Here is a 22,820-nt window from a genome sequence, read left to right as displayed (position 1 = left end):
TCAAGGGTTACAAGGTCAGGAAGCCGTCGTAGAGACCGTAGGCAGCCACCAGGGCACCCACGACCACTGCGGCGAAAATCAGCTTCTCGACGTTAGTGAAAATCGGTTGTTTGAGTTCCAGCTTGGCCTTGGCGAACAGGATCGCGCCGGGTGCGTAGAGCAGGGCCGAGAGCAGCAGATACTTGACCCCGCCGGCATATAGCAGCCACACCGCGTAGATCAGCGCGATGCCGCCGATAATCAGATCCTTACGTCGTTCGGCCGCGAAGCCTTCGTAGCTTTCGCCGCGTACCGCCAGCAGCAGGGCATAGGCCGCCGACCACAGGTACGGCACCAGAATCATTGAGGTGGCGAGGTAGATCAGCGACAGATAAGTGCTGGCCGAGAACAGGGTGATGATCAGGAACAGCTGGACCATCGCGTTGGTCAGCCACAGGGCGTTGACCGGTACGTGGTTGGCGTTTTCCTTGCGCAGAAACTCGGGCATGGTGTGGTCTTTGGCGGCGGCGAACATGATCTCCGCACACAGCAGCACCCACGACAGCAGCGCGCCCAGCAGCGAGATGATCAGGCCGACGCTGATCAGCACCGCGCCCCAATGACCGACCACGTGCTCAAGCACGGCGGCCATCGACGGGTTCTGCAGTTTGGCCAGTTCCGGCTGGGTCATGATGCCCAGCGACAGCACGTTGACCAGCACCAGGAACAGCAGCACGGTGATGAAACCGATGACGGTGGCCTTGCCGACGTCCGAGCGTTTTTCCGCCCGCGCCGAGAAGATGCTCGCGCCCTCGATGCCGATGAACACCCACACGGTGACCAGCATCATGTTGCGCACCTGGTTCATCACGCTGCCCAGATCCGGGTTTTTCACACCCCAGATGTCGGCGGTAAAGATGTCCAGTTTGAAGGCGAAAATCGCGATCAGGACGAACAGCAGCAGCGGCACGACTTTGGCGACGGTGGTCACCAGGTTGATGAACGCCGCTTCCTTGATCCCGCGCAGTACCAGAAAGTGCACGGCCCACAGCAGCACCGAGGCGCCGATCACCGCCGCTACCGTGTTGCCTTCGCCGAAAATCGGAAAGAAATACCCGAGGGTGCTGAACAACAGAACAAAGTAGCCAACGTTGCCCAGCCAGGCACTGATCCAGTAACCCCAGGCGGACGAGAAACCCATGTAGTCGCCAAATCCGGCCTTGGCGTAGGCGTAGACACCGCCGTCCAGGTCAGGCTTGCGATTGGCGAGTGTTTGGAAGACAAAAGCGAGGGTGAGCATGCCGACAGCGGTGATGGCCCAACCAATCAATACCGCGCCGACGTCGGCGCTGGCGGCCATGTTTTGTGGCAAAGAGAATATCCCGCCACCAATCATTGAGCCGACTACCAAGGCAACCAGTGCACCGAGTCGTAGTTTTCCGGGAGCTTCAGACATTGCATGACTCCATTGCAGGAGAGAAGAGTTCACAGCGTAGATCTGTTGTCTGTTCAATCAGCTGACATAGATCAGTGCATGGCCACATTCCATTGTTAATGAATGACTTATGAAAGAGCTGATGGCATAAAGCTGCTGCCCGAAAAGGCCCATTCCAGAGGCTTTTGGCAGATGTGGTTGGGAATTTCTCCTATTACTTTGGAATTATCACGCTAGTTGGTTTTCAGCTTTTGGCAAATTTTTCACATCTGTTTTCAGTACAGAATCGAATAATCAGGATTCGCGCACAAAAGCGATTAGTCGAGCTATGCGTTAGCGTTGTTGGCTATATATAAGAGGGGTGTTGGCGTTATTCAAAAAACGTACTTACGCTTTATCCGTTTAGTTAATACCCGGAAATAGACACACCCTGTGGCGAGGGGATTTATCCCCGAGGGGGGGCGTAGCCGCCCCAGATCCATTCAGCGCGGTGTATCAGGCAGAACGAGTTCTCAGGTTTTGGGGCGGCTATGCCGCCCATCGGGGATAAATCCCCTCGCCACAGGTATAAACAGGTTTCGAGAACCGTTGTCAGGAAAAGGGAGACTGGAATGTCGCAACCGACGCAAAAGCTGCGACTGGGTGCGTTGATCGCCCTGGTGGTGGGTTCGATGATTGGCGGGGGGATTTTTTCCCTGCCGCAGAACATGGCGGCCCGCGCCGATGCCGGGGCAATCCTGATCGGCTGGGGGATCACCGCCATCGGCATGCTGACCTTGGCCTTCGTGTTCCAGACCCTGGCCAACCGCAAGCCTGAACTGGACTCCGGCGTCTACGCCTACGCCAAGGCCGGGTTTGGCGACTACATGGGGTTTTCATCGGCCTGGGGTTACTGGATCAGCGCGTGGCTGGGCAACGTCGGTTATTTCGTCCTGTTGTTCAGCACGCTCGGTTACTTCTTCCCGGTATTCGGTCAGGGCAATACGCCGATCGCCATCGGCTGCGCGTCGGTGCTGTTGTGGGCGGTGCATTTTCTGGTGATGCGCGGGATCAAGGAGGCGGCGTTCATCAATCAGGTGACCACGGTCGCCAAGATCGTGCCGCTGATCATGTTCATCGTGATTGCCGCCGTGGCGTTCAAGGCCGACATTTTCACCCGCGACATCTGGGGCCGCAGCAACCCGAGCTTCGGCGGGGTGATGGATCAGGTGCGCAACATGATGCTGGTCACGGTGTTCGTGTTCATCGGCATCGAGGGCGCCAGCGTGTATTCGGCACGGGCGGAGAAACGCAGCGACGTCGGGCGCGCAACGGTGATCGGTTTCCTCGGCGTACTGGCGCTGTTGGTGCTGGTCAACGTGCTGTCGCTGGGGATCATGAGCCAGCCCGAACTCGCGACTTTGCAGAACCCGTCGCTGGCGGCGGTGCTGGAGCACATCGTCGGGCCGTGGGGCGCATTGTTGATCAGCCTCGGTCTGGCGGTGTCGCTGCTTGGCGCATTGCTGTCATGGGCGCTGCTGTGCGCGGAAATCCTCTTCGCCACGGCCCGGGACAAGACCATGCCGGCGTTCCTGAAAAAGGAAAACGCCAACCATGTGCCGGTCAATGCGCTGTGGCTGACCAACGTGATGATTCAGATTTTCCTGCTGATCACGCTGTTTTCCGCCGGCACCTACACCAGCCTGATCTACCTCGCTTCGTCGATGATTCTGGTGCCGTACCTGTGGTCGGCGGCGTATGCGGTGCTGCTCAGCGGACGTGGCGAAACCTACGAACATGCCTCGGCCGAACGCACCAAGGATCTGCTGATTGGCGGGATCGCCCTGTGCTACGCGGTGTGGTTGTTGTATGCCGGCGGGGTGAAATACCTGCTGCTGTCGGCGCTGCTGTATGCGCCGGGGGTGGTCCTGTTCGCCAAGGCCAAGCATGAGCAGGGCGAGCCACTGTTCACCCCGGTCGAGAAAGGTATTTTTGCCTGTGTGCTGATCGGCGCAGGGCTGGCGGCGTATGGTTTGTACAGCGGGGTGTTGTCGTTGTAGGTGGATTGATTGTGCATCGGTGGTGTCAGTGCGGGCCTCTTCGCGAGCAAGCCCGCTCCCACAGGGGAATGCATTTCAAATGTGGGAGTGAGCCTGCTCGCGATAGCGATTTCAAATTCACCACAACGGGCGATGTGAACCCAGTTCGGTGGCCGGCAACGCCCACTGCAGCGGCGTTCCGCTGATCGTCATCGGTGCCAGCAAGCGGTGCGCCGGCCCCCACGGGGTCTGCTCCAGATGCGAGTTTTGATCCTGCGCATCTTCAGCCCGCAACGCTTCGCTCGACCCCGGCTCCTGTTCGATCAATAGCTTGGCGGTACGCGCCAGCGACAAGCGCGCCGAACCACCGCGGCCCGTCTTCAATCGCTGCGTCAGAAGCCGTATCGCACTGGCCGCCATCAAATACCCGGTGCCGTGATCCAGCGCCTGCACCGGCAGCGGCGTCGGCTTGTCAGCCTGTTTCCAGCGCTGTCCGGCCTCGGCGATGCCGCTGCTCATCTGCACCAGGCTGTCGAAGCCACGGCGGTTGCGCCATGGGCCGCTCCAGCCGTAGGCATTGAGACAGATGTCGATCAGCCCCGGCGCCAGTTGTCGGCGGCGTTCGGCGCCGAAACCGAGGTGTTCCAGGGCATCGGCACGGTAGCCATGTATAAGGATATCGGCGTCCTTCAACAGGTTTTCGAACACTGCACGATCGTCCGGTTGCTGCAGGTCCAGCCGCGCACAGCGTTTGCCAAGAGTCATGTCGGGAATGACACCCGGCTCGTTCCAGCTCGGCGGATCGATGCGCAGCACGTTGGCACCGAGGCCCGCGAGAAAACGGCTGGCGGTGGGACCGGCGAGCACGCGGGTCAGGTCGAGCACCTTGAGCCCGGCCAGCGGTTGCGCCACCGAGCCTTGCCACGCGTTGGCCTTTTCATCCTGCGAATCGATGAAATGCACCAGCGGCTCGGCATTCACTGCCATCCCTTGCGGATGCTGCTGCCATTGCGCCCAGCTGCGCATTTCGGCGGCGCAGCCTTTGGCCTCGACCACCGCTTGCTCCAGATCGGCACTGCGCCATTGCGCGACTTTCGTCGCCATCGCGGCGCGATCGGCGCAGGTACCGAGCACGCTTTCAGCCGCAGCACGGTGATGTGGGGCGTTGGTGTGCAGGCGGATCCAGCCGTCCTTGGTTGCGTAGTCACCAGCGACCGGATCCCACAGCGGCGGGACTTCCCAGCCGATCGGCCGCAACGAGGTGGCAAACCAGAACGACGCCAGACGCCGATCGACTTCCACGGCGGGCAAGTGCCCGGTCTGTTGCCGGAGCAGTTCGCTGACGGCCTGACCGGCAGCGCCGATGCTGGCGCAGGCCAGGTCGGTGACGGCGAATGCCGAGGGCAGGGCGCCACTGGCGGTGAACGGAATCGGCGTGTGGGGCAAGCCGAGTGCGGCTTGAATGGACGTGAGTAAATCAGTCATCGAAGGCCCTCCGGGAGAGAGGGCGATGATAGTGCAAAAAAATCTCGGGTCAGATGAAATTCCGGCAGGTGAACACTTACCCCTGTGGGAGCGAGCCTGCTCGCGAAAGCGGTGGATCAGTCACTTTGATGTTGAATGTGCTGCCGTCTTCGCGAGCAGGCTCGCTCCCACAGGGATTTTTGCAGTTTGCTAGACGCGGAACTGATCCATCAGCTTCATCTGCTGGCTCGCCAGGGCATTGAGCTGGCTGCTGATCGCCGCCGACTCGGTGGCTTGCTCGGTCAGGGTTTCAGTCACGGTGCGAATCGCCGAGACGTTGCGGTTGACCTCTTCGGCCACAGCGCTCTGCTGTTCGGCGGCGCTGGCGATCTGCAGGTTCATGTCGCTGATCACCGTCACCGCATCGCTGATCTTGCCCAGTGCGTCCACGGCCTGGCGGATCTGCCCGGCGTTGTTGTGCGCCTGGGTCTGGCTCGAATGCATGGTCGCGACCACTCCACGGGTGCCGGTCTGGATGCGCTCAATGACGATGCGGATTTCTTCCACCGAATCCTGAGTGCGCTTGGCGAGGTTGCGCACCTCGTCGGCCACCACCGCAAAACCACGACCGCTTTCCCCGGCGCGGGCCGCTTCGATGGCGGCGTTGAGCGCCAGCAGGTTGGTCTGTTCGGCGATGCTGCGGATGACTTCCAGCACCGAACCGATCTGCTCGCTGTTGACCGCCAGCGCTTCGACTTCGGTCACCGCTTTGCTGACTTCATCGGCCAGTTGATTAATGTCGCGGGTGCTGCGCTCGATGATCGACAGGCCGTCCCTGGCCGACTGATCGGCGCCCTTGGCGGCGTTGGCCGCGTTCGACGCGCTGTTGGCGACGTCGTGGGCAGTGGCGCTCATTTCATTGGAGGCGGTGGCGACCTGATCGATTTCGCGGAACTGCACCTGCATGCCTTCGCTGGTCTGGCGAGCGATTTCCGATGACTGATCAGCAGTGCCACGCGCTTCAGTGATGCTCTGTTTGATCTGGGCGATGGTCGGTTGCAGCTTGTCGAGGAAGCGGTTGAACCAGTTCACCAGTTCGCCCAGTTCATCCTTCTTGCTGTAGTTCAGGCGCTGGGTCAGATCGCCTTCACCGCTGGCGATGTTTTTCAGCATCTCGGCGACATTGTTGATCGGGCGAGTGACACCGGAGGCGGTCAGCCAGATCAGCAGCAAGCCAATCAAACCGGCAACTGCCGCCACCGCCAATGCGGTGAGCACACCGGTTTCCTGCGCGTCGTCGAGGACCGCTTGCAGCTTCACCGAGTCGGCCAGCAGCACCTGTTTCGGCAGGTCGATGACCACACCCCAGGCCCGCGAGTTGCCAATCGGATCGACCGGGTACACCGCGCGAATCAGCTCGCCCTGTTCGAGAATCTTCGGCGTGCCGCTGCTGACCAGTTGCAGAAGATCCTTGCCATCGGCACCGAGGGTATCGCTGATCTTTTTACCAACCTTGGTCGCATCGGAACTGTCGGCAGCGAGCACGCCGCTGCCGGAGACGATCAGCATGTGCCCGGCGTTGTTGAACAGGTTGCGCTGCGACTCTACGGCTGCCGCTTGCAAGGCATCGAGGGCAATGTCGACACCGACCACGCCGATGGCTTTGCCGTCGACGATCAACGGCACGGAAATGGTGGTCATCAACATTTCCTTGCCGCCCACGGTGTCGGCATACGGGTCGAGCAGGCAGGTGCGCTTGTTGTCACGAGGGCAGGTGTACCAGCTGTTGTACGGCGTGCCGCTGACGCTGAGGGTGGTCTTGGTCATGTCTTCTTCGACCATGATCGTGTTCAGCGCCGAGCCGGCAGCGCGGCTCCAGTAGCTCGCAAAACGCCCGGCTTCGTTGGACTGGCGCGCGGCGTCGTTGACGAACTCGCTGTCCTTGCCGTCGAGGCCGTTGGGTTCGAAGGCAAGCCAGATGCCGAGCACCTTGTCGTTGCGCTCGAACGCGGTTTTCAGGCTCAGGTTCAACTCTTCACGCAGGGCCCCGGCGTCCAGTGAACGCTTGGCGGCCAGCAGGCGCATGTCCTTGATCTGATCGGCCAGCGCGGTGATCACCGTCAGGCTTTCGCCAAAGGTCTTCTGCACCCGCACTGCTTGTTCGGCGGCTTTGGCCTGCAACAGGTTCTGCACACTGGCAGTGAGCAACTGGTTGCTGGAGTTGCTGACCAGTTCGTCGTTCTGATTGGTCTGGTAAATGTTCATGCCGACGATCAGCGCAACCACACCCAGCAGGCACAGGCCGGAGAGCAGGACGATTTTCAGGCGAATGGAGAGAGAGTCGAACATGGGGCGATCTCGTGAATGAATGAGCAGGTGGCCACGGGATGAACTACCCGGTTCGCCAAATCCATTCAGCGCCATGCATTGCTCATCGGCGCGCAGCGAGAGGGCATGAGCCGCTTGCCGACGAACGGTCAGCGCTAAACGTTTGCGCAGGGGAATGTGCTGAAAAGGCGATTAATTACAGGGAAGTTTCAGCCTGATGAACACCGGGGAGCTGTTGGTGATGAGGCTTTGTGGTGAGGGGATTTATCCCCGATGGACTGCGCAGCAGGCCCAAAACCTGACAACCAGTTTTAACTGAAACTCTGCGGATGCCTGATTTAGTGGCTGCTGCGCAGCCAATCGGGGATAAATCCCCTCACCACAAAAGCCACATCCACAAAGCATAGTGGGAGGTCAGGAAGAGGAGGGGAGCGCTTCCGGACGCGACCAGATCCACAGATTGCCCAGACTCATCCCGGCAATCGCCAGATACACCGGCCAGCCGTGATCGAGCATTACCAGCATCAACGTCGCGCACAGCAGCATGCTGATGGTGGCGCTGACCTTGGCTTTGCGCGCGATGATCTTGCCGTTGCGCCAGTTGCTCAGGATCGGCCCGAACAGCCGATGGTTTTCCAGCCAGGCGCTCAGGCGCGGCGAGCTGCGAGTCGCGGCCCAGGCGGCGAGCAGGATGAACTCGGTGGTCGGCAGGCCGGGCACGACGATGGCGATCAGGCCAATGCCGAGGCTGACGTAGGCCAGCAGGCCGAACAACAGACGGGCGAGTTTTGAGGTGGCGGGTTGCGGCATGGGCTCAGCGGTTGCTTTTGAAGCGGAAGGGAGATCTTACAGGTTGTTGCAGTTCCAATGTGGGAGCGAGCCTGCTCGCGAAAGCGGTGGATCAGTCACATTAATCTTGAATGTGCTGCCGCCTTCGCGAGCAGGCTCGCTCCCACAAGGGGAGTTTGTGTTGTGTCAGGCCGGTTCGGCCTCGGTGGCGTAAGCCTGTTCCAGCAGCACGGTGAAGCGGTTGAACGCGTCGATTGCGCCTTGCTCGACTTCGGCTTCCTCTTCGGCGGTGAACGGCAGGGAATCGAGGGTGCGCACGAAGCTTTTCCAGCCCTCGGCACGTCCGCCTTCCGGTTCACCCAAGTGACGGGCGCCGAAGGTTTCGCTCAGCTCCAGCGCCACCGCACGTTTGATCAGGAACGCAGCGCCGAGCTTCGAACCTTCGGAGACAAAGATCCAGCCCAGTGCACGGGCCTTGCTTGGGTTTTTCACCGCGCCAGCCACAGGCGCCGGCACTTCAGTTTCCAGATCCGCCAAATCTGCCTTCGCGGCTTCGGCGCGGCAACGGGCCGGCAGATCCGGGACGATGGCAGTCAGTTCAGCGTTGTTATAGAGGTCGACCAGTTCCGACTGGAACAGGTACTGCGCCACCACGAAACGCGCGAAGTTGGCGCGGGTTTCGAACGGCGCGTGGGCCTTGACCAGGGCGTCGAGCTTGCTGTGCGGCTCATGGGTGATCTGGTTCAGGCGTTGCGAACGCAGGGCTTTTTCCGAAGTGGTCATGGGGTGTCCTTGATAAAAGAGGCGCTTGATAACGAGACGAACGGGAAGCTGGCAAACCGTAAAAAAAGCCCCGCGACGCGCTGATCAATGCGCGTCGCAGGGCCGTGCGGATCAGATGTCCCAGACCAGATTGATCGCGAAGTTGCGGCCCGGCTGGGTCAGGCGATCGAGGTTGGCCGGTTGCGTCACCGAGGCTTCGCCGACGCTGTCGTAACCGCGCACGTCATCCCACAGCCAGTACTTCTTGTCGGTCAGGTTGTAAATGCCGCCGCTGACGGTGACGTCGTCGGTGACTTTGTAATAGCCGGCCAGATCGAGAATGCCGAAGCCCGGGGTCTTGAACTGGCTGCTGACGCCATCCGGCGACTTGAAGTTGCTGTCGTCGACGCGATCCTTTTTCTTCACCACGGTCCAGCTCAGCAGGCCGCCGTAGTTGTCCTGGTCGTAACCCAGACCGAATACGCCGGTCAGCGGATTGACGCTGTTGAGCGGCTCGCCGTTGTCGTTGTTGCGACCGTAGGCGTAAGCGATCGAGCCTTGGGTGTAGAGGCCCTGCGGCGCGCCGAACGCATCGAGGTTCAGGCGACCTTTGACTTCGGCGCCCTTGATGGTCGCGTGCTTGATGTTGCTCGACTGGAAGGTCAGCTCGTCGTAACCGGGAGTGACCGCGTCTTCGTTGATGAAATCGCGGTACTTGTTATAGAACATCGCCACGTCGAACGAGCCTTGTTCGAAGTTGCCGCGCAGACCGGTTTCATAGCTTTTGCTTTTTTCCGGTTCCAGGTTCGGGTTGGGCGCCACGTTGTAGCCGGTGGTGCTGTTTTCGAAGCGCCCGTACAACGCTTTCGCGGTCGGTGTGCGGAAACCTTCGGCGTACTGGCCGTACCAGGTGTAGTTATCGGTCAGGGCGTAGGTCAGGCCGAATTTGGGCGAGACTTTGTGCCAGCTCTTGTTCGCGTCGCTGACCGTGCCGTTGCCATCGGCGGCCACGGTGTTGAGGAATTCCTGAGTGATGTGCGGCTTGAGCTGGGTGTGGTCATAGCGCAGGCCCGGCAGGAAGGTCCACTGGTTCCAGCTGATCTGATCCTGGGCGAACAGGCTGTAGGTGTTGATGGTCGGGTCCGGGAAGTCGCTGGATTTTTTCAGCACGTCCGCCGCGCTGGTGGCGCCGATGGCGGTGCAACCACGCCCGACTGCCAGGCACTTGCCGTCGCCGCTGCGCGAACCGGTGACTTTCTGCTGTTTGATCGTGGTGCCGTAGGTCAGCACGTGATCGGTGTCACCGATGGCGAAGGCCTTGTCCAGTTGCGCATCGAATACCCACTGTTTCTCCTCGTAGACCGTGTCGCGGGTGCGCAGCACTTTACGGGTCATCGGATAGTAGAACTCTTCGGTGCTCTGATCGGTTTTGGCGATCTGGTGATTGAGGCTCCACTTCACGTTATCGGCCAGCAGGCTGTCGAGGGCGAAGCTGTGCTCGAGGCCGAAACGCTCGCGGGTGATGGTGTCATTGCCGGTGCGCCACTGGTACATGCCGCCGGGCAGCATGCTGTTGGGGATGGTCGGCGCGCCGTTGAAGTACGGGCCGCCGTAGGCACTTTTCTGATCGGTGTCGCGATCGTCCTTGTACTTCTCGTAGGTCAGGCCCAGACGGGAATCTTCGTTGTAGTTCCAGCCGATCTTCGCCAGAACGTTGGTGGCCTTGACGTCTTCCGGGTTGGCAGCGGTGCGCGCCAGGCCAGTGCCGTTGTTGCTGCCGTAGGAATCGGTTTCGTGACCGTCGCGCTGGCTGAAGTGCAGCAAGCCGTCGAACTGCTCGGCACGCCCGGCGACGGTGGCGGATTTCAGCCAGCTCTCATCGGCGGAGCTGTAACCGGTTTTGAAGCGAGCGCCGACATCTTTGCCGGGCTTGATGATGTCGTCCGGGTCGAGGGTGTAGTAGCTGACGGCGCCGCCGATGGCGTTGCTGCCGTACAGCACCGAGGCCGGGCCACGGAGGATTTCCACGCGTTTGACGATTTCCGGGTCGACGTAATTGCGCTGGGTCTTGGCGTACGGGCCGTTGAAGAAACCGTCCGGCACTTCGACGCCGTCGACCTGCGTCAGGATGCGGTCGCCGTCGATGCCGCGAATGTTGTAGCCGCTGATACCGCCACGCTGGCCGGCGCCGCCGACGGACACGCCCGGCTCGTAACGCACGAGATCCTTGATGGTGTTGACGTTGTTGCGATCCAGATCCTGGCGGGTCTGCACAGTGACGGTGGCCGGCACGCTATTGACCGACTGTTCCTGGCGGGTGGCGCTGATGGTCACCTGATCCAGATTGAGTGCGCCGCTGGTGGCGCGCTTCTCCAGCACCACATTGTTGTTGCTCAGCTTGCGGAAGCTCAGGTTGGTCCCCACCAACAGGCGCTCCAGGGCTTTTTCCGGCGGCAGCGAACCGCGCACACCAGGCGACGACACGCCTTGACCCAGTTCTGCCGGCAAGCCGACCTGCCAGCCGGTGACGCTGGTGAAGGCATTGAGCGCCGACACCAGCGGTTGCTGGCCGATGGAGAACGAATAATCACCCATGTTGCGCGCCGGCTGTTCGCTGGCAGCCATCAGCGGTGCAGTGCCGGCCATGAGGATGGCGGCCGTCAGCAGCGACAATACGCGGGAAGGGGTAGCAGTCTGGCGGGTAAGGCGAGAGGACATCGATAGCGCTCCGTGTCGCACGAATCTTTATAGGTGCTGATCCGCCTCCGAAGATGCGAATCAATTGCATTGGCTATAACGAGACGAACGGGCTTTGGCTATCGAGTAAAAATAATTCTCATTTAGTTCAGGATCACCAGCGCGGGGAATTCCTGCAGGCGCGCCGAGGTGATGTGGGCGAGGGAACGCACCACGTCCAGCGGCTGGTCAAGGCGGTAGTTGCCGGTGACGTTGACGTCGGCCAACTGCTCGTTGGTGTTGATGATCCAGCCTGGGTAGTAGCGGCGCAGTTCGGCCAGCACCTTGTCGAGCGGACAGTTCTCGAAGATCAACCGGCCCTGAACCCAGGCCAGGTCGGTGGCAGTATCCAGTTTGGCCGGACGATCGAAACCGTTGGGGCCGATGCGGATGCTTTCGCCGGCGCTCAAACGCACCCGCGCGTCGTTGTGCGTGGCACGCAAATCGACATCGCCGCGCTGCACATTGACCTGCGCGACGCCGTCCAGATAGCGCACGGCGAACGCGGTGTCGCGCACGCTGGCCTGCACCGGGCCGGCATCGATTTGCAGCGGCTGGCCACGGTTGGCGGCCACTTCGAAAAACGCTTCGCCCTGATACAGGCGCGCCACGCGCTGGCGCTCATTGATGGTGCTGGAGAATGCCGAGTTGGTGTTGAGCAGCACCTTGGAGCCATCCTCCAGTTGCAGGCGCTGACGCTCGCCGACCACGGTCAGGTGATCGGCCTGAATGCGCATCGGCAGATTGCTGAAACCGAACAGGCCCAGAATCAGCACCGCAGCGGTGGCCAACGGTTTCCAGTGCGGACGCAACCGCTGGAGGACGGTGACTTTGGCCGGTTTGGCCGCGAGGCTTTGCGCGCACTGGGCAACTTGCGGCCCGTCCCAGATCGCCTGCGCCTTGGCGAACGCCTCGACATTCAACGGATCGGCCGCCAGCCAGGCATGGAACTGCCGGGTCTGTTCCTCGTCCGGGCTGCCGAGCACAATGAGCCAGTCGAGTGCCTGATCCATTGCGTTGGCAGCGTCCTGCGCCGAATCCGGCGAAGGCGAGCGGTGGGTGTCCGTCACGGTGTTTCCTCGGCAGTGTCTGTGCACGGCTGTTTTTTAAGTGAAGCGTAAAAGTCGGCCAAGGGTAGCAAAGCCCAATGATCAGTGCAGACGATCCTGACACTTACAGAAAAGCCCTACGACTTCAGTCGCCATTCAGACGTTCGGCGACGCCAATACAAATGGTCATGATCAGCTTTAGCTCCTTCTGCACGGTGCTGAGGGACACGTTCAGCTCGTCGGCGATTTCCTGATAGCTGTGCCCGTGCAGGCGGCTGAGGATGAAAATCTGCTGCTGACGCGGGCTGAGTTGACTGAGGCTCACGTTCAGGCGCTCCAGCAATTGTTCGGCGTGGGCGGCGTCTTCGGCGCTGCTGGCGGGGGCGGCGACGCTGTGCACCACATCCTGCGGCACGTCATCGACCATGGTTCGCGAATGGATCTTGCGCGCACGCAGGTGATCCAGCGCCAGATTGCGCGCGGTCTGGAACACGAAGGGTTCAAGGTGATCGATGGCGCGCTCGCTCAGCGCCCGCGTGACGCGCAGGTAGGTCTCCTGCAGCAGGTCTTCGGCGGTGCTGTGGTTGTTGACCATCCGCTCGATCGTGCGCAGCAGGGACGTGCGCTGAGAGAGGAAGACATGATTGAAGCGCGATTGACTCACGGGGGAACCTGATCCATTTCGAGCGAATGATAATGCTTATCATCTAGTCGAGTGGTCAAGTGTTGATTTCAGATTGAAATCAAAAACCTGTGGGAGCGGGCTTGCTCGCGAATGCGATGAGTCAGTCGATACATTAATTGCCTGACACGACGCCTTCGCGAGCAAGCCCGCTCCCACATGGGAGGAGGGAATTACTCCGCGTTGCAAAGCGCCAGGCAGTTATCCAGCATGCGATTCGAGAAGCCCCATTCGTTGTCGTACCACGCCAGTACCTTCAGCAGTTTGCCGCTGGCTTTGGTGTGGTTGGCGTCGAAGATCGACGACAGCGGGTTGTGATTGAAGTCGCTGGAAACCAGCGGCAACGTGTTGTAACCCAAAATTTTCGAGTGCTGGCTGGCCGCTTTCATCAGCGCGTTGACCTCGTCGGCCGTGGCTTCCTTCTTCAACTGCACGGTCAGGTCCACCAGCGACACGTTGATCACCGGCACGCGCACGGCCATGCCGGTCAGTTTGCCCGCCAGTTCCGGCAGCACCAGGCCTACCGCTTCAGCGGCGCCGGTCTTGCTCGGGATCATGTTCTGCGTGGCCGAGCGCGCGCGGTACGGGTCGGTGTGATAAACGTCGGTGAGGTTCTGGTCGTTGGTGTAGGCATGAATCGTGGTCATCAGACCGCTTTCGATCCCCAGTTCGCGGTGCAGCACTTGTGCCACCGGCGCCAGGCAGTTGGTGGTGCACGAAGCGTTGGAGATGATCTGGTGCGACTGGCGCAGAATGTCGTGGTTCACGCCGTAAACCACGGTAGCGTCCGCGCCTTTGGCCGGGGCCGAGATGATGACTTTGCGCGCGCCGGCAGTAAGATGCGCGGCGGCTTTGGCACGGTCGGTGAACAGACCGGTGCATTCAAACACCACGTCGATCTTTTCCGCGGCCCATGGCAGCTCGGCCGGGTTGCGAATCGCGCTGACCGCAATGCGGTCGCCATTGACCGTCAGGCTCTCATTGTCATGCGCCACTTCGGCGTCGAATGTGCCGTGAACGGTGTCGTATTTGAGCAGATGGGCATTGATTGCGCTGTCGCCCAGATCGTTGATGGCGACGATCTGCAAATCCTGTCGATAGCCTTGGGTATACAGTGCGCGCAGGACATTACGGCCGATGCGGCCAAAACCATTGATTGCGATTCGAAGAGTCATTGAACAGCGCCGCCGTCGTTTTGTTGTTGGAATTACAAGATTATTCGCATAAAAATAGAAAACAAGCCTTTTTAGTGGCAATATTTTGTTTTATCTACAACGAGTGACCTGAATCAACTGGTCCGAATGGTCAAAAAAGCCGTCTGTCATTCCAACAACAACGGCGTTTGATCAGCATAGACAATCAGGTCGCCACATCCGTTAGCCTGGAGTTCTACACATGCATCCCCGCGTTCTTGAGGTCACCGAACGGCTTATCGCCCGCAGCCGCGCCACGCGTCAGGCTTACCTTGCACTGATTCGCGGCGCCGCCACCGACGGGCCGATGCGCGGCAAGCTGCAATGCGCCAACTTCGCCCACGGCGTAGCCGGTTGCGGCAGCGAAGACAAGCACAGCTTGCGGATGATGAACTCGGCGAACATCGCCATTGTTTCTTCGTATAACGACATGCTCTCGGCGCACCAGCCGTACGAAGTCTTTCCCCAGCAGATCAAAAACGCCCTGCGCGAAATCGGCTCGGTCGGCCAGTTTGCCGGCGGTACGCCAGCGATGTGCGATGGCGTGACCCAGGGCGAGCCGGGCATGGAACTGAGCCTGCCGAGCCGTGAGGTGATCGCCATGTCCACGGCGGTGGCGCTGTCGCACAACATGTTCGACGGCGCGCTGATGCTCGGCATCTGCGACAAGATCGTCCCGGGCCTGATGATGGGTTCGCTGCGCTTCGGCCATCTGCCCACGATCTTCGTCCCGGGCGGGCCGATGGTTTCGGGGATTTCCAACAAGGAAAAAGCCGACGTGCGGCAGAAGTACGCCGAAGGCAAGGCGACCCGCGAAGAGCTGCTGGAATCGGAGATGAAGTCCTACCACAGCCCGGGCACTTGCACCTTCTACGGCACCGCCAACACCAACCAGTTGCTGATGGAAGTCATGGGCCTGCACTTGCCGGGCGCGTCTTTCGTCAACCCGAACACCCCGCTGCGTGATGCCCTGACCCGCGAAGCCGCGCATCAGGTGACGCGCCTGACCAAGCAGAACGGCAACTTCATGCCGATCGGCGAAATCGTCGACGAGAAGGCGCTGGTCAACTCGATCGTCGCGCTGCACGCCACCGGCGGCTCGACCAACCACACCCTGCACATGCCGGCCATCGCCATGGCCGCGGGCATTCAATTGACCTGGCAGGACATGGCCGACCTCTCCGAAGTCGTGCCGACCCTGAGCCACGTCTACCCGAACGGTAAAGCCGACATCAACCACTTCCAGGCTGCTGGCGGTATGTCGTTCCTGATACGCGAACTGCTCGAAGCCGGCCTGCTCCACGAAGACGTCAACACCGTGCTCGGCCATGGTTTGAGCCGTTACACCAAAGAGCCGTTCCTCGATAACGGTGAGCTGGTGTGGCGCGAAGGCCCGATCGAAAGCCTCGACGAAAACATCCTGCGCCCGGTCGCTCGTGCATTCTCCGCCGAAGGTGGCTTGCGAGTGATGGAAGGTAACCTCGGTCGCGGAGTGATGAAGGTTTCCGCCGTGGCGCTGGAAAACCAGATCGTCGAAGCTCCGGCCATGGTGTTCCAGGATCAACAGGACCTGGCCGATGCGTTCAAGGCCGGTTTGCTGGAAAAGGATTTTGTCGCGGTGATGCGCTTCCAGGGCCCGCGCTCCAACGGTATGCCCGAGCTGCACAAGATGACGCCGTTCCTCGGCGTGCTGCAGGATCGCGGCTTCAAAGTCGCGCTGGTCACCGACGGGCGCATGTCCGGCGCGTCGGGGAAAATCCCGGCGGCGATTCACGTAAGTCCCGAAGCGTATGTCGGTGGTGCTTTGGCGCGGGTGCAAGAGGGCGATATCATCCGCGTCGATGGCGTCAAAGGCACTTTGGAACTCAAGGTCGACGCCGCCGAATTTGCAGCGCGCGAACCTGCCAAAGGCCTGTTGGGCAACAACATCGGCAGCGGTCGCGAACTATTTGGCTTCATGCGTTTGGCCTTCAGCTCGGCGGAGCAGGGCGCCAGCGCCTTCACTTCTGCCCTGGAGACGCTTAATTGAAACTGGCTTTGGTCGGTGATATCGGAGGCACCAACGCGCGGTTCGCGTTGTGGAAAAACCAGCAACTGGAATCGGTTCAGGTGCTGGCGACAGCCGACCACGCCAGCCCGGAACAGGCGATCAGCCTGTACCTGAGCGGCCTCGGTCTGGCGCCGGGTTCGATCGGTTCGGTGTGCCTGTCGGTGGCAGGGCCGGTGAGTGGTGATGAGTTCAAGTTCACCAACAACCACTGGCGCCTGAGCCGCACGGCGTTCTGCAAGGCCTTGCAGGTCGAGCAACTGCTGCTGATCAACGACTTCTCGGCGATGGCGCTGGGCATGACCCGTTTGCAGCCCGGCGAATTCCGCGTGGTCTGCGAAGGCACGCCGGAGCCGTTGCGCCCGGCGGTGGTGATCGGCCCGGGCACTGGCCTGGGCGTCGGCACTTTGCTCGATCTCGGCGAAGGCCGGTTTGCCGCGTTGCCGGGGGAGGGCGGTCATGTCGACCTGCCGCTGAGCAGTCCGCGTGAAACCCAGCTCTGGCAGCACATCCACAACGAAATCGGCCACGTCAGTGCGGAAACGGCGTTGAGTGGTGGTGGTTTGCCGCGGGTGTATCGTGCGATCTGCGCGGTGGACGGACATGAACCAAAACTTGATACGCCGGAAGCGATTACCGCAGCCGGTCTGGCTGGCGATCCGATCGCCCTGGAAGTGCTGGAGCAGTTCTGCTGCTGGCTCGGCCGCGTGGCCGGCAATAACGTGCTGACCACCGGTGGTCGCGGCGGCGTGTATATCGTTGGCGGGGTGATTCCGCGCTTTGCCGATTTCTTCGTCGAAAGCGGTTTCGCCCGCAGCTTCGCCGACAAGGGCTGCATGAGCGATTACTTCATGGGCATTCCGGTGTGGCTGGTGACGGCGCCGTATTCCGGGCTTGTCGGCGCTGGTGTGGCACTCGAACAGGCTTGAGACCGAGTCGCTTTCATCGCTGGCAAGCCAGCTCCCACAGGATTGAAGACAATCTCAGGATGTGTACAAGACCTTGTGGGAGCTGGCTTGCCAGCGATGAGGCCAGAACAGGCAACAAATTTCCAAGGTTCATCAGGCATAATCCGCCCCAATTCCAACAACAAGGATGCCTTCGAAGTGAGCTCAGTCAACAAGTCGATATTGTTGGTCGATGACGACCAGGAAATACGCGAGTTGCTGGAAACCTACCTGACCCGCGCCGGGTTTCAGGTGCGGGCCACCGCCGATGGCGCCAGTTTCCGCCAGGCGCTTAATGAAGCGCCGAGCGATCTGGTGATCCTCGATGTGATGCTGCCCGATGAAGACGGTTTCAGCCTGTGCCGCTGGGTGCGTCAGCATCCGCGTCAGGCGCAGGTACCGATCATCATGCTCACCGCCAGTTCCGACGAAGCCGACCGGGTAATCGGGCTGGAGCTCGGCGCTGACGACTACCTCGGCAAACCTTTCAGCCCCCGTGAACTGCAAGCGCGAATCAAGGCTTTACTGCGTCGCGCGCAGTTCGGTCAGGAGCGCAGCGGCAGCGACGTGCTGGCCTTCGACGAGTGGCGGCTGGACATGGTCAGCCATCGACTGTTCCACACCGACGGCGAAGAAGTGATTCTCTCCGGTGCCGACTTCGCGTTGCTGAAGTTGTTTCTCGATCATCCGCAGGAAATTCTCGACCGCGACACCATCGGCAACGCCACCCGTGGCCGTGACCTGATGCCGCTCGACCGCATCGTCGACATGGCCGTCAGCCGTTTGCGCCAGCGCCTGCGCGACACGGAAAAACCGCCGCGTCTGATCCGCACCGTGCGCGGCAGCGGTTATCAACTGGCAGCCAATGTGGTTGCCGGCAATGCTCACTGAGTCGCTGCGCCGGCTCGCCAGCAAAGTGCCGGTGCCGCGTTCGCTGCTCGGGCGGATGCTGCTGCTGACCTTGTTGGCGGTGTTGTTTGCGCAGACGTTGTCGAGCGTGATCTGGGTCTCGCAACTGCGTGCCACCCAGCTTGAAGGCCTGGTCACCAGCGCCCGCAGCCTTGCCCATTCGATGACCGCCAGCGTCAGTTATTTTCGCTCGTTGCCGGTGGCGTATCGGCCGCTGGTGCTCGACCAGTTGCGCAGCATGGGCGGCACCCGGTTCGTGGTGACGCTCAACGACAAGCCGCTGGGCATGGACGTGCTGCCGATCACCCCGCGCAAGGCTGCGGTGATTCAAGCGGTGGACGAAGTGTTGCGCCAGTCGCTGGGCCACGATACCGATATCTCGGTGACCTTCGTCAGCCCCGAGGATCTGCGGATCTTCAATGCCGGGCTGAAACTCGATGAGCTGCCGCGCTCGTGGGCGCATTACGCGCTGACGCTGGAACCGGTGAATCCGCCGGTGCTGGTCACGCAGATTCAAATGGCTCCCGGCGAATGGCTGTACATCGCGTCGCTGTTGCCCGAGCCCTACACCAGTCTTGAAGAGCAAGGCCTGCCGGCACAGCAGGTGTGGTTCATCGTCCTCACCAGCGGCTTCTTGCTGTTGTTCATCGGCCTGCTGGTGCACTGGCAGAGCCGGCCGCTCAAGCGTCTGGCGCGGGCGGCGCGGGATCTGTCGCTGGGTGCCGATGTCGAGCCGGTGGCCGAGGGCGGCGGCAGTGAAGTGGTGGAAGTGGGCCGTGCGTTCAACACCATGCGCGAACGCATCAGCCGTTACCTGACCGAACGCAGCCAGTTGTTCAGCGCGATTTCCCATGACCTGCGCACGCCGATTACCCGCCTGCGCTTGCGAGTCGAACTGCTCGAAGACGAGAAGTTGCAGGCCAAGTTCGGTCGCGATCTGGATGAGTTGGAGTTGCTGGTAAAGGGCGCGCTGCAGTGCGTGAAAGACACCGACATCCACGAGAACATCGAGCCGGTCGACCTCAATCATGTACTCGACTGCCTCGTAGAACCGTATCTGGCGCCCAACGGCAATGGCCGCGTGACCCAGCAGGGCAAGGCGCTGGCGGCGTATCCAGGCAAACCTCTGGCGTTGAAGCGCTGCATCGGCAACCTGATCGACAATGCGCTGAAGTACGGGCAGAACGCGCATCTGCACATCGATGACGATGAGCGCGCGTTTGTCCTGCACGTCGACGACGAAGGCCCGGGCGTACCGGAGCAGCGGCTGGAGCAGGTGTTCGAGCCGCACTTTCGCTTGGCCGGGCAGCAGCAGGGTTATGGTCTCGGCTTGGGCATTGCGCGCAACATTGCCCACAGTCATGGCGGCGAGGTGACGCTGCAGAATTTGCGTGAGGGCGGGTTGCGCGTGACGTTGCAGTTGCCGCGCAGTGTTGATTAGTCAGACCGAGTTATCGTTCTTCGCGAGCAGGCTCGCTCCCACAAGTTGATTGCGTTTCAACTGAAGGAACGCAGTCGAATGTGGGAGCGAGCCTGCTCGCGAAGGCGTCGGTCCATCCAACATAAATGTCACGAGCTGGTGACAAAACCCGCCCCCTTCGTTACAAGCCCACCCCGGCCCGTTGTTTAGACTGCCCGCAGTCATAACAACAAAAAAGGGCCACTCATGGACACCTTTCACCCAGACTTCAGCAGTTGGCTGAATGCCCCTGCCCACCAGCAATGGCTCGCCGACGAAGGTCTGCGCCTGCTGGCATTCGCCAAGGCTTCCAGACTGCCCGAGGGTTTCGGCAATCTCGACGAGCGCGGCCGTTTGCCGGCGCACGCGCAAGCCGAAACCATGAACACTGCACGCATGACCCACAGTTTCGCCATGGCTCACATTCAGGGTCTGCCGGGGTTTGCCGAACTGGTCGATCACGGTATCGCAGCCTTGCGCGGACCATTGCGTGATGCGCTGCATGGCGGCTGGTTTGCGGTCGCCGAACACCGCGATGGCAACACCGGCAAGAACGCCTATCTGCATGCCTTTGTCGCGCTCGCGGCCAGCTCGGCAGTGGTCGCGCAGCGTCCCGGCGCCCAGGCGCTGCTGGATGATGCGATCGACATCATCGACACGTATTTCTGGAGCGAAGAAGAGGGCGCCATGCGCGAATTCTTCAATCGCGACTGGCGCGAAGAAGAGGCCTATCGCGGCGCCAACAGCAACATGCACGCCACCGAAGCATTCCTCGCGCTGGCCGATGTCACTGAAGATCCGCGCTGGCTGGTACGTGCGCAGCGCATCGTCGAGCGGGTGATCCACGGTCACGCCGCCGCCAATGGCTACATGGTCATCGAACACTTCGACCGCGACTGGCAACCGCTGCGCGAATACAACCGCGACAATCCGGCCGACGGCTTCCGCCCTTACGGCACCACGCCGGGCCACGGTTTCGAGTGGGCGCGGCTGTTGCTGCACCTTGAAGCCGCGCGGGTCCAGGCCGGGATGCTTACGCCGGGCTGGCTGGCGACCGATGCACAGAAACTCTTCGAACAGAATTGCCGCAACGGCTGGGACGTCGATGGCGCGCCGGGGATCGTTTACACCCTCGACTGGGGCAATAAAGCCGTGGTGCGTCATCGCTTGCACTGGACCCATGCTGAAGCCAGCGCGGCTGCCAGCGCCTTGCTCAAACGCACCGGTGATGCGCAATACGAGACCTGGTACCGGCGGTTCTGGGAATTCTGTGAAGGCCATTTCATCGATCGCTGCGACGGCAGCTGGCATCACGAACTCGATCCGCAAAACCGTCCGAGCGCCGATATCTGGCCGGGCAAACCCGATCTGTATCATGCCTGGCAGGCGGTATTGATCCCTCGTCTACCCTTGTCACCGAGTATGGCGACAGCTCTGGCGCGATTATCCCGGGCTGTTCCTGTGTAACCATGTGGTGACATTTGCGCGTCCCTTCGTTACCTGCGAAGGGAATCGCCCTGTTTAAACTCCTGTGCAGCGCAAGCACCAGACTTGCATGCATAACAACAAGAAAGGTACATCTCAGATGAATGCGATTTCTCGCCTCGCTACTGTCATTTCTGTCGCCTCCCTGTTCCCGCTCGCAATTCTGCCTCTCAGTGTTTCCGCTGCCGAATCCAAAGGTTCGGTCGAAGTCGTGCACTGGTGGACGTCCGGTGGCGAAAAAGCCGCTGTCGATGTGCTCAAGGCGCAAGTTGAAAAAGACGGTTTCACCTGGAAAGACGGCGCTGTCGCCGGCGGTGGCGGTGCCACGGCGATGACCGTGCTGAAAAGCCGCGCCGTTGCCGGCAACCCACCAGGTGTCGCCCAGATCAAGGGCCCGGACATCCAGGAGTGGGCTTCCACCGGTCTGCTCGACACCGACGTCCTGAAGGACGTGGCCAAAGAAGAGAAGTGGGACAGCCTGCTCGACAAGAAAGTCTCCGATACCGTGAAGTACGACGGTGATTACGTGGCCGTACCGGTGAACATTCACCGGGTGAACTGGCTGTGGATCAACCCGGAAGTCTTCAAAAAGGCCGGCATCACCAAGAACCCGACCACCCTCGAAGAATTCTACGCCGCCGGCGACAAGCTCAAGGCTGCGGGCTTCATCCCGCTGGCTCACGGCGGTCAGCCTTGGCAGGACAGCACCGTGTTCGAAGCCGTGGTGCTCTCGGTCATGGGCGTTGATGGCTACAAGAAAGCCCTGGTCGACCTGGACAACAAAGCGCTGACCGGTCCGGAAATGGTCAAGGCGCTGACCGAGCTGAAGAAAGTCGCGACCTACATGGACCAGGACGGCAAGGGTCAGGACTGGAACCTGGAAGCGGCCAAGGTCATCAACGGCAAGGCCGGCATGCAGATCATGGGTGACTGGGCCAAGTCCGAATGGACCGCCGCCAAGAAAGTCGCCGGCAAGGACTACGAGTGCGTAGCGTTCCCTGGCACCGACAAGGCGTTTACCTACAACATCGACTCCCTGGCGGTGTTCAAGCAGAAAGACAAAGGCACTGCGGCCGGTCAGCAGGACATCGCCAAAGTCGTGCTGGGTGAAAACTTCCAGAAAGTCTTCAGCATCAACAAAGGCTCGATCCCGGTACGTAACGACATGTTGAACAACATGGACAAACTCGGTTTCGACTCCTGCGCGCAGACCGCTGCCAAGGACTTCCTGGCAGACGCCAAGTCCGGTGGTCTGCAGCCGAGCATGGCGCACAACATGGCGACCACGCTGGCGGTGCAGGGCGCGTTCTTTGATGTCGTGACCAACTACATCAACGACCCGAAAGCCGACCCGGCCGATGCGGCCAAGAAACTGGGCGCGGCGGTTCAGTCGGCCAAATAACTAAAAGCAGGCTCGAACCCTGTGGGAGCGAGCCTGCTCGCGAAGGCGTCATGTCAGTTGCTACATCCGTCGACTGACACACCGTTTTCGCGAGCAGGCTCGCTCCCACAAGGGATCTCACTGTAGTTTTTATTCC

General features: G+C 60.9%; 15 protein-coding genes and 2 pseudogenes. 7 read left to right on the top strand and 10 right to left on the bottom strand.

Annotation, left to right across the window (positions count from 1 at the left end):
* Positions 1-7 precede the first annotated feature (7 nt).
* Positions 8-1,435 (bottom strand): arginine-ornithine antiporter, encoded by a 1,428-nt coding sequence (gene arcD / locus AC3WMV_RS06740; RefSeq protein WP_097085936.1) that lies wholly within the window; start codon positions 1,433-1,435, stop codon positions 8-10.
* A gap of 590 nt (positions 1,436-2,025) precedes the next feature.
* Here arcD (AC3WMV_RS06740) and arcD (AC3WMV_RS06735) point away from each other — a divergent pair.
* Positions 2,026-3,453 (top strand): arginine-ornithine antiporter, encoded by a 1,428-nt coding sequence (gene arcD, locus AC3WMV_RS06735; protein WP_027612550.1) that lies wholly within the window; start codon positions 2,026-2,028, stop codon positions 3,451-3,453.
* Between the two features lie 117 nt (positions 3,454-3,570).
* Here the strand turns inward: arcD (AC3WMV_RS06735) and AC3WMV_RS06730 are convergent, their stop codons facing one another.
* The 9 genes and pseudogenes from AC3WMV_RS06730 to gap all read right to left on the bottom strand — a co-directional run bounded on the left by AC3WMV_RS06730 (position 3,571) and on the right by gap (position 14,417).
* Positions 3,571-4,917: a CoA transferase gene (locus tag AC3WMV_RS06730; protein ID WP_103367429.1), complete on the bottom strand. Its 1,347-nt coding sequence runs from the start codon at positions 4,915-4,917 to the stop codon at positions 3,571-3,573.
* A 189-nt stretch (positions 4,918-5,106) separates the two neighbouring features.
* Positions 5,107-5,631 (bottom strand): annotated as a pseudogene (locus AC3WMV_RS06725) (methyl-accepting chemotaxis protein); the annotation flags it as partial.
* Positions 5,632-5,964: 333 nt separating this feature from the next.
* A pseudogene (locus AC3WMV_RS06720) lies at positions 5,965-6,981 on the bottom strand (methyl-accepting chemotaxis protein); the annotation flags it as partial.
* Between the two features lie 657 nt (positions 6,982-7,638).
* Positions 7,639-8,034, bottom strand: coding sequence for a YbaN family protein (locus tag AC3WMV_RS06715; RefSeq protein ID WP_097085930.1), 396 nt, complete (start codon positions 8,032-8,034; stop codon positions 7,639-7,641).
* Positions 8,035-8,199: 165 nt separating this feature from the next.
* Complete coding sequence (locus tag AC3WMV_RS06710) at positions 8,200-8,796, bottom strand: biliverdin-producing heme oxygenase (RefSeq protein ID WP_103367431.1); 597 nt, start codon at positions 8,794-8,796, stop codon at positions 8,200-8,202.
* A 111-nt stretch (positions 8,797-8,907) separates the two neighbouring features.
* Complete coding sequence (locus AC3WMV_RS06705) at positions 8,908-11,493, bottom strand: TonB-dependent receptor (protein ID WP_103367432.1); 2,586 nt, start codon at positions 11,491-11,493, stop codon at positions 8,908-8,910.
* Between the two features lie 122 nt (positions 11,494-11,615).
* Positions 11,616-12,581 carry a FecR family protein gene (locus AC3WMV_RS06700; protein WP_103367433.1) on the bottom strand — a complete coding sequence of 322 codons (966 nt, stop codon included), beginning with the start codon at positions 12,579-12,581 and terminating at the stop codon, positions 11,616-11,618.
* A 124-nt stretch (positions 12,582-12,705) separates the two neighbouring features.
* Positions 12,706-13,224, bottom strand: a complete 519-nt coding sequence (locus AC3WMV_RS06695) for an RNA polymerase sigma factor (RefSeq protein ID WP_047599555.1) — start codon at positions 13,222-13,224, stop codon at positions 12,706-12,708.
* A gap of 191 nt (positions 13,225-13,415) precedes the next feature.
* Positions 13,416-14,417: a type I glyceraldehyde-3-phosphate dehydrogenase gene (gap, locus tag AC3WMV_RS06690; protein WP_095137054.1), complete on the bottom strand. Its 1,002-nt coding sequence runs from the start codon at positions 14,415-14,417 to the stop codon at positions 13,416-13,418.
* 220 nt (positions 14,418-14,637) lie between these two features.
* Between gap and edd the strand changes: the two genes are divergently transcribed.
* The 6 genes from edd (at position 14,638) to AC3WMV_RS06660 (ending at position 22,684) form a co-directional block, all read left to right on the top strand.
* On the top strand, positions 14,638-16,464 hold the full coding sequence (edd, locus tag AC3WMV_RS06685) for a phosphogluconate dehydratase (protein WP_047599558.1): 1,827 nt from the start codon (positions 14,638-14,640) through the stop codon (positions 16,462-16,464).
* Positions 16,461-17,411 (top strand): glucokinase, encoded by a 951-nt coding sequence (locus tag AC3WMV_RS06680; RefSeq protein WP_103367434.1) that lies wholly within the window; start codon positions 16,461-16,463, stop codon positions 17,409-17,411. The genes edd and AC3WMV_RS06680 overlap by 4 nt, the downstream gene beginning before the upstream one ends.
* Positions 17,412-17,588: 177 nt before the next feature.
* A complete protein-coding gene (locus AC3WMV_RS06675; protein ID WP_007917879.1) occupies positions 17,589-18,320 on the top strand; it encodes a response regulator in 732 nt (243 codons plus the stop codon).
* Positions 18,310-19,779, top strand: coding sequence for an ATP-binding protein (locus AC3WMV_RS06670; protein WP_027612561.1), 1,470 nt, complete (start codon positions 18,310-18,312; stop codon positions 19,777-19,779). Before AC3WMV_RS06675 ends, AC3WMV_RS06670 begins: the two co-directional genes overlap by 11 nt.
* A gap of 225 nt (positions 19,780-20,004) precedes the next feature.
* Positions 20,005-21,264: a D-mannose isomerase gene (locus tag AC3WMV_RS06665; RefSeq protein WP_103369645.1), complete on the top strand. Its 1,260-nt coding sequence runs from the start codon at positions 20,005-20,007 to the stop codon at positions 21,262-21,264.
* A gap of 118 nt (positions 21,265-21,382) precedes the next feature.
* On the top strand, positions 21,383-22,684 hold the full coding sequence (locus AC3WMV_RS06660) for an ABC transporter substrate-binding protein (protein ID WP_027612563.1): 1,302 nt from the start codon (positions 21,383-21,385) through the stop codon (positions 22,682-22,684).
* Positions 22,685-22,820 lie beyond the last annotated feature (136 nt).

The organism is Pseudomonas sp. FW305-3-2-15-E-TSA4, assembly GCF_058787295.1.
This window is presented reverse-complemented; position numbering and strand designations above follow the sequence as displayed.

Bases quoted from the DNA above. Each gene is read 5' to 3' on its own strand.
- arcD (WP_097085936.1), bottom strand. From the start codon at position 1,435: ATGTCTGAAGCTCCCGGAAAACTACGACTCGGTGCACTGGTTGCCTTG.
- arcD (WP_027612550.1), top strand. From the start codon at position 2,026: ATGTCGCAACCGACGCAAAAGCTGCGACTGGGTGCGTTGATCGCCCTG.
- AC3WMV_RS06730 (WP_103367429.1), bottom strand. From the start codon at position 4,917: ATGACTGATTTACTCACGTCCATTCAAGCCGCACTCGGCTTGCCCCAC.
- AC3WMV_RS06715 (WP_097085930.1), bottom strand. From the start codon at position 8,034: ATGCCGCAACCCGCCACCTCAAAACTCGCCCGTCTGTTGTTCGGCCTG.
- AC3WMV_RS06710 (WP_103367431.1), bottom strand. From the start codon at position 8,796: ATGACCACTTCGGAAAAAGCCCTGCGTTCGCAACGCCTGAACCAGATC.
- AC3WMV_RS06705 (WP_103367432.1), bottom strand. From the start codon at position 11,493: ATGTCCTCTCGCCTTACCCGCCAGACTGCTACCCCTTCCCGCGTATTG.
- gap (WP_095137054.1), bottom strand. From the start codon at position 14,417: ATGACTCTTCGAATCGCAATCAATGGTTTTGGCCGCATCGGCCGTAAT.
- edd (WP_047599558.1), top strand. From the start codon at position 14,638: ATGCATCCCCGCGTTCTTGAGGTCACCGAACGGCTTATCGCCCGCAGC.
- AC3WMV_RS06670 (WP_027612561.1), top strand. From the start codon at position 18,310: ATGCTCACTGAGTCGCTGCGCCGGCTCGCCAGCAAAGTGCCGGTGCCG.
- AC3WMV_RS06665 (WP_103369645.1), top strand. From the start codon at position 20,005: ATGGACACCTTTCACCCAGACTTCAGCAGTTGGCTGAATGCCCCTGCC.
- AC3WMV_RS06660 (WP_027612563.1), top strand. From the start codon at position 21,383: ATGAATGCGATTTCTCGCCTCGCTACTGTCATTTCTGTCGCCTCCCTG.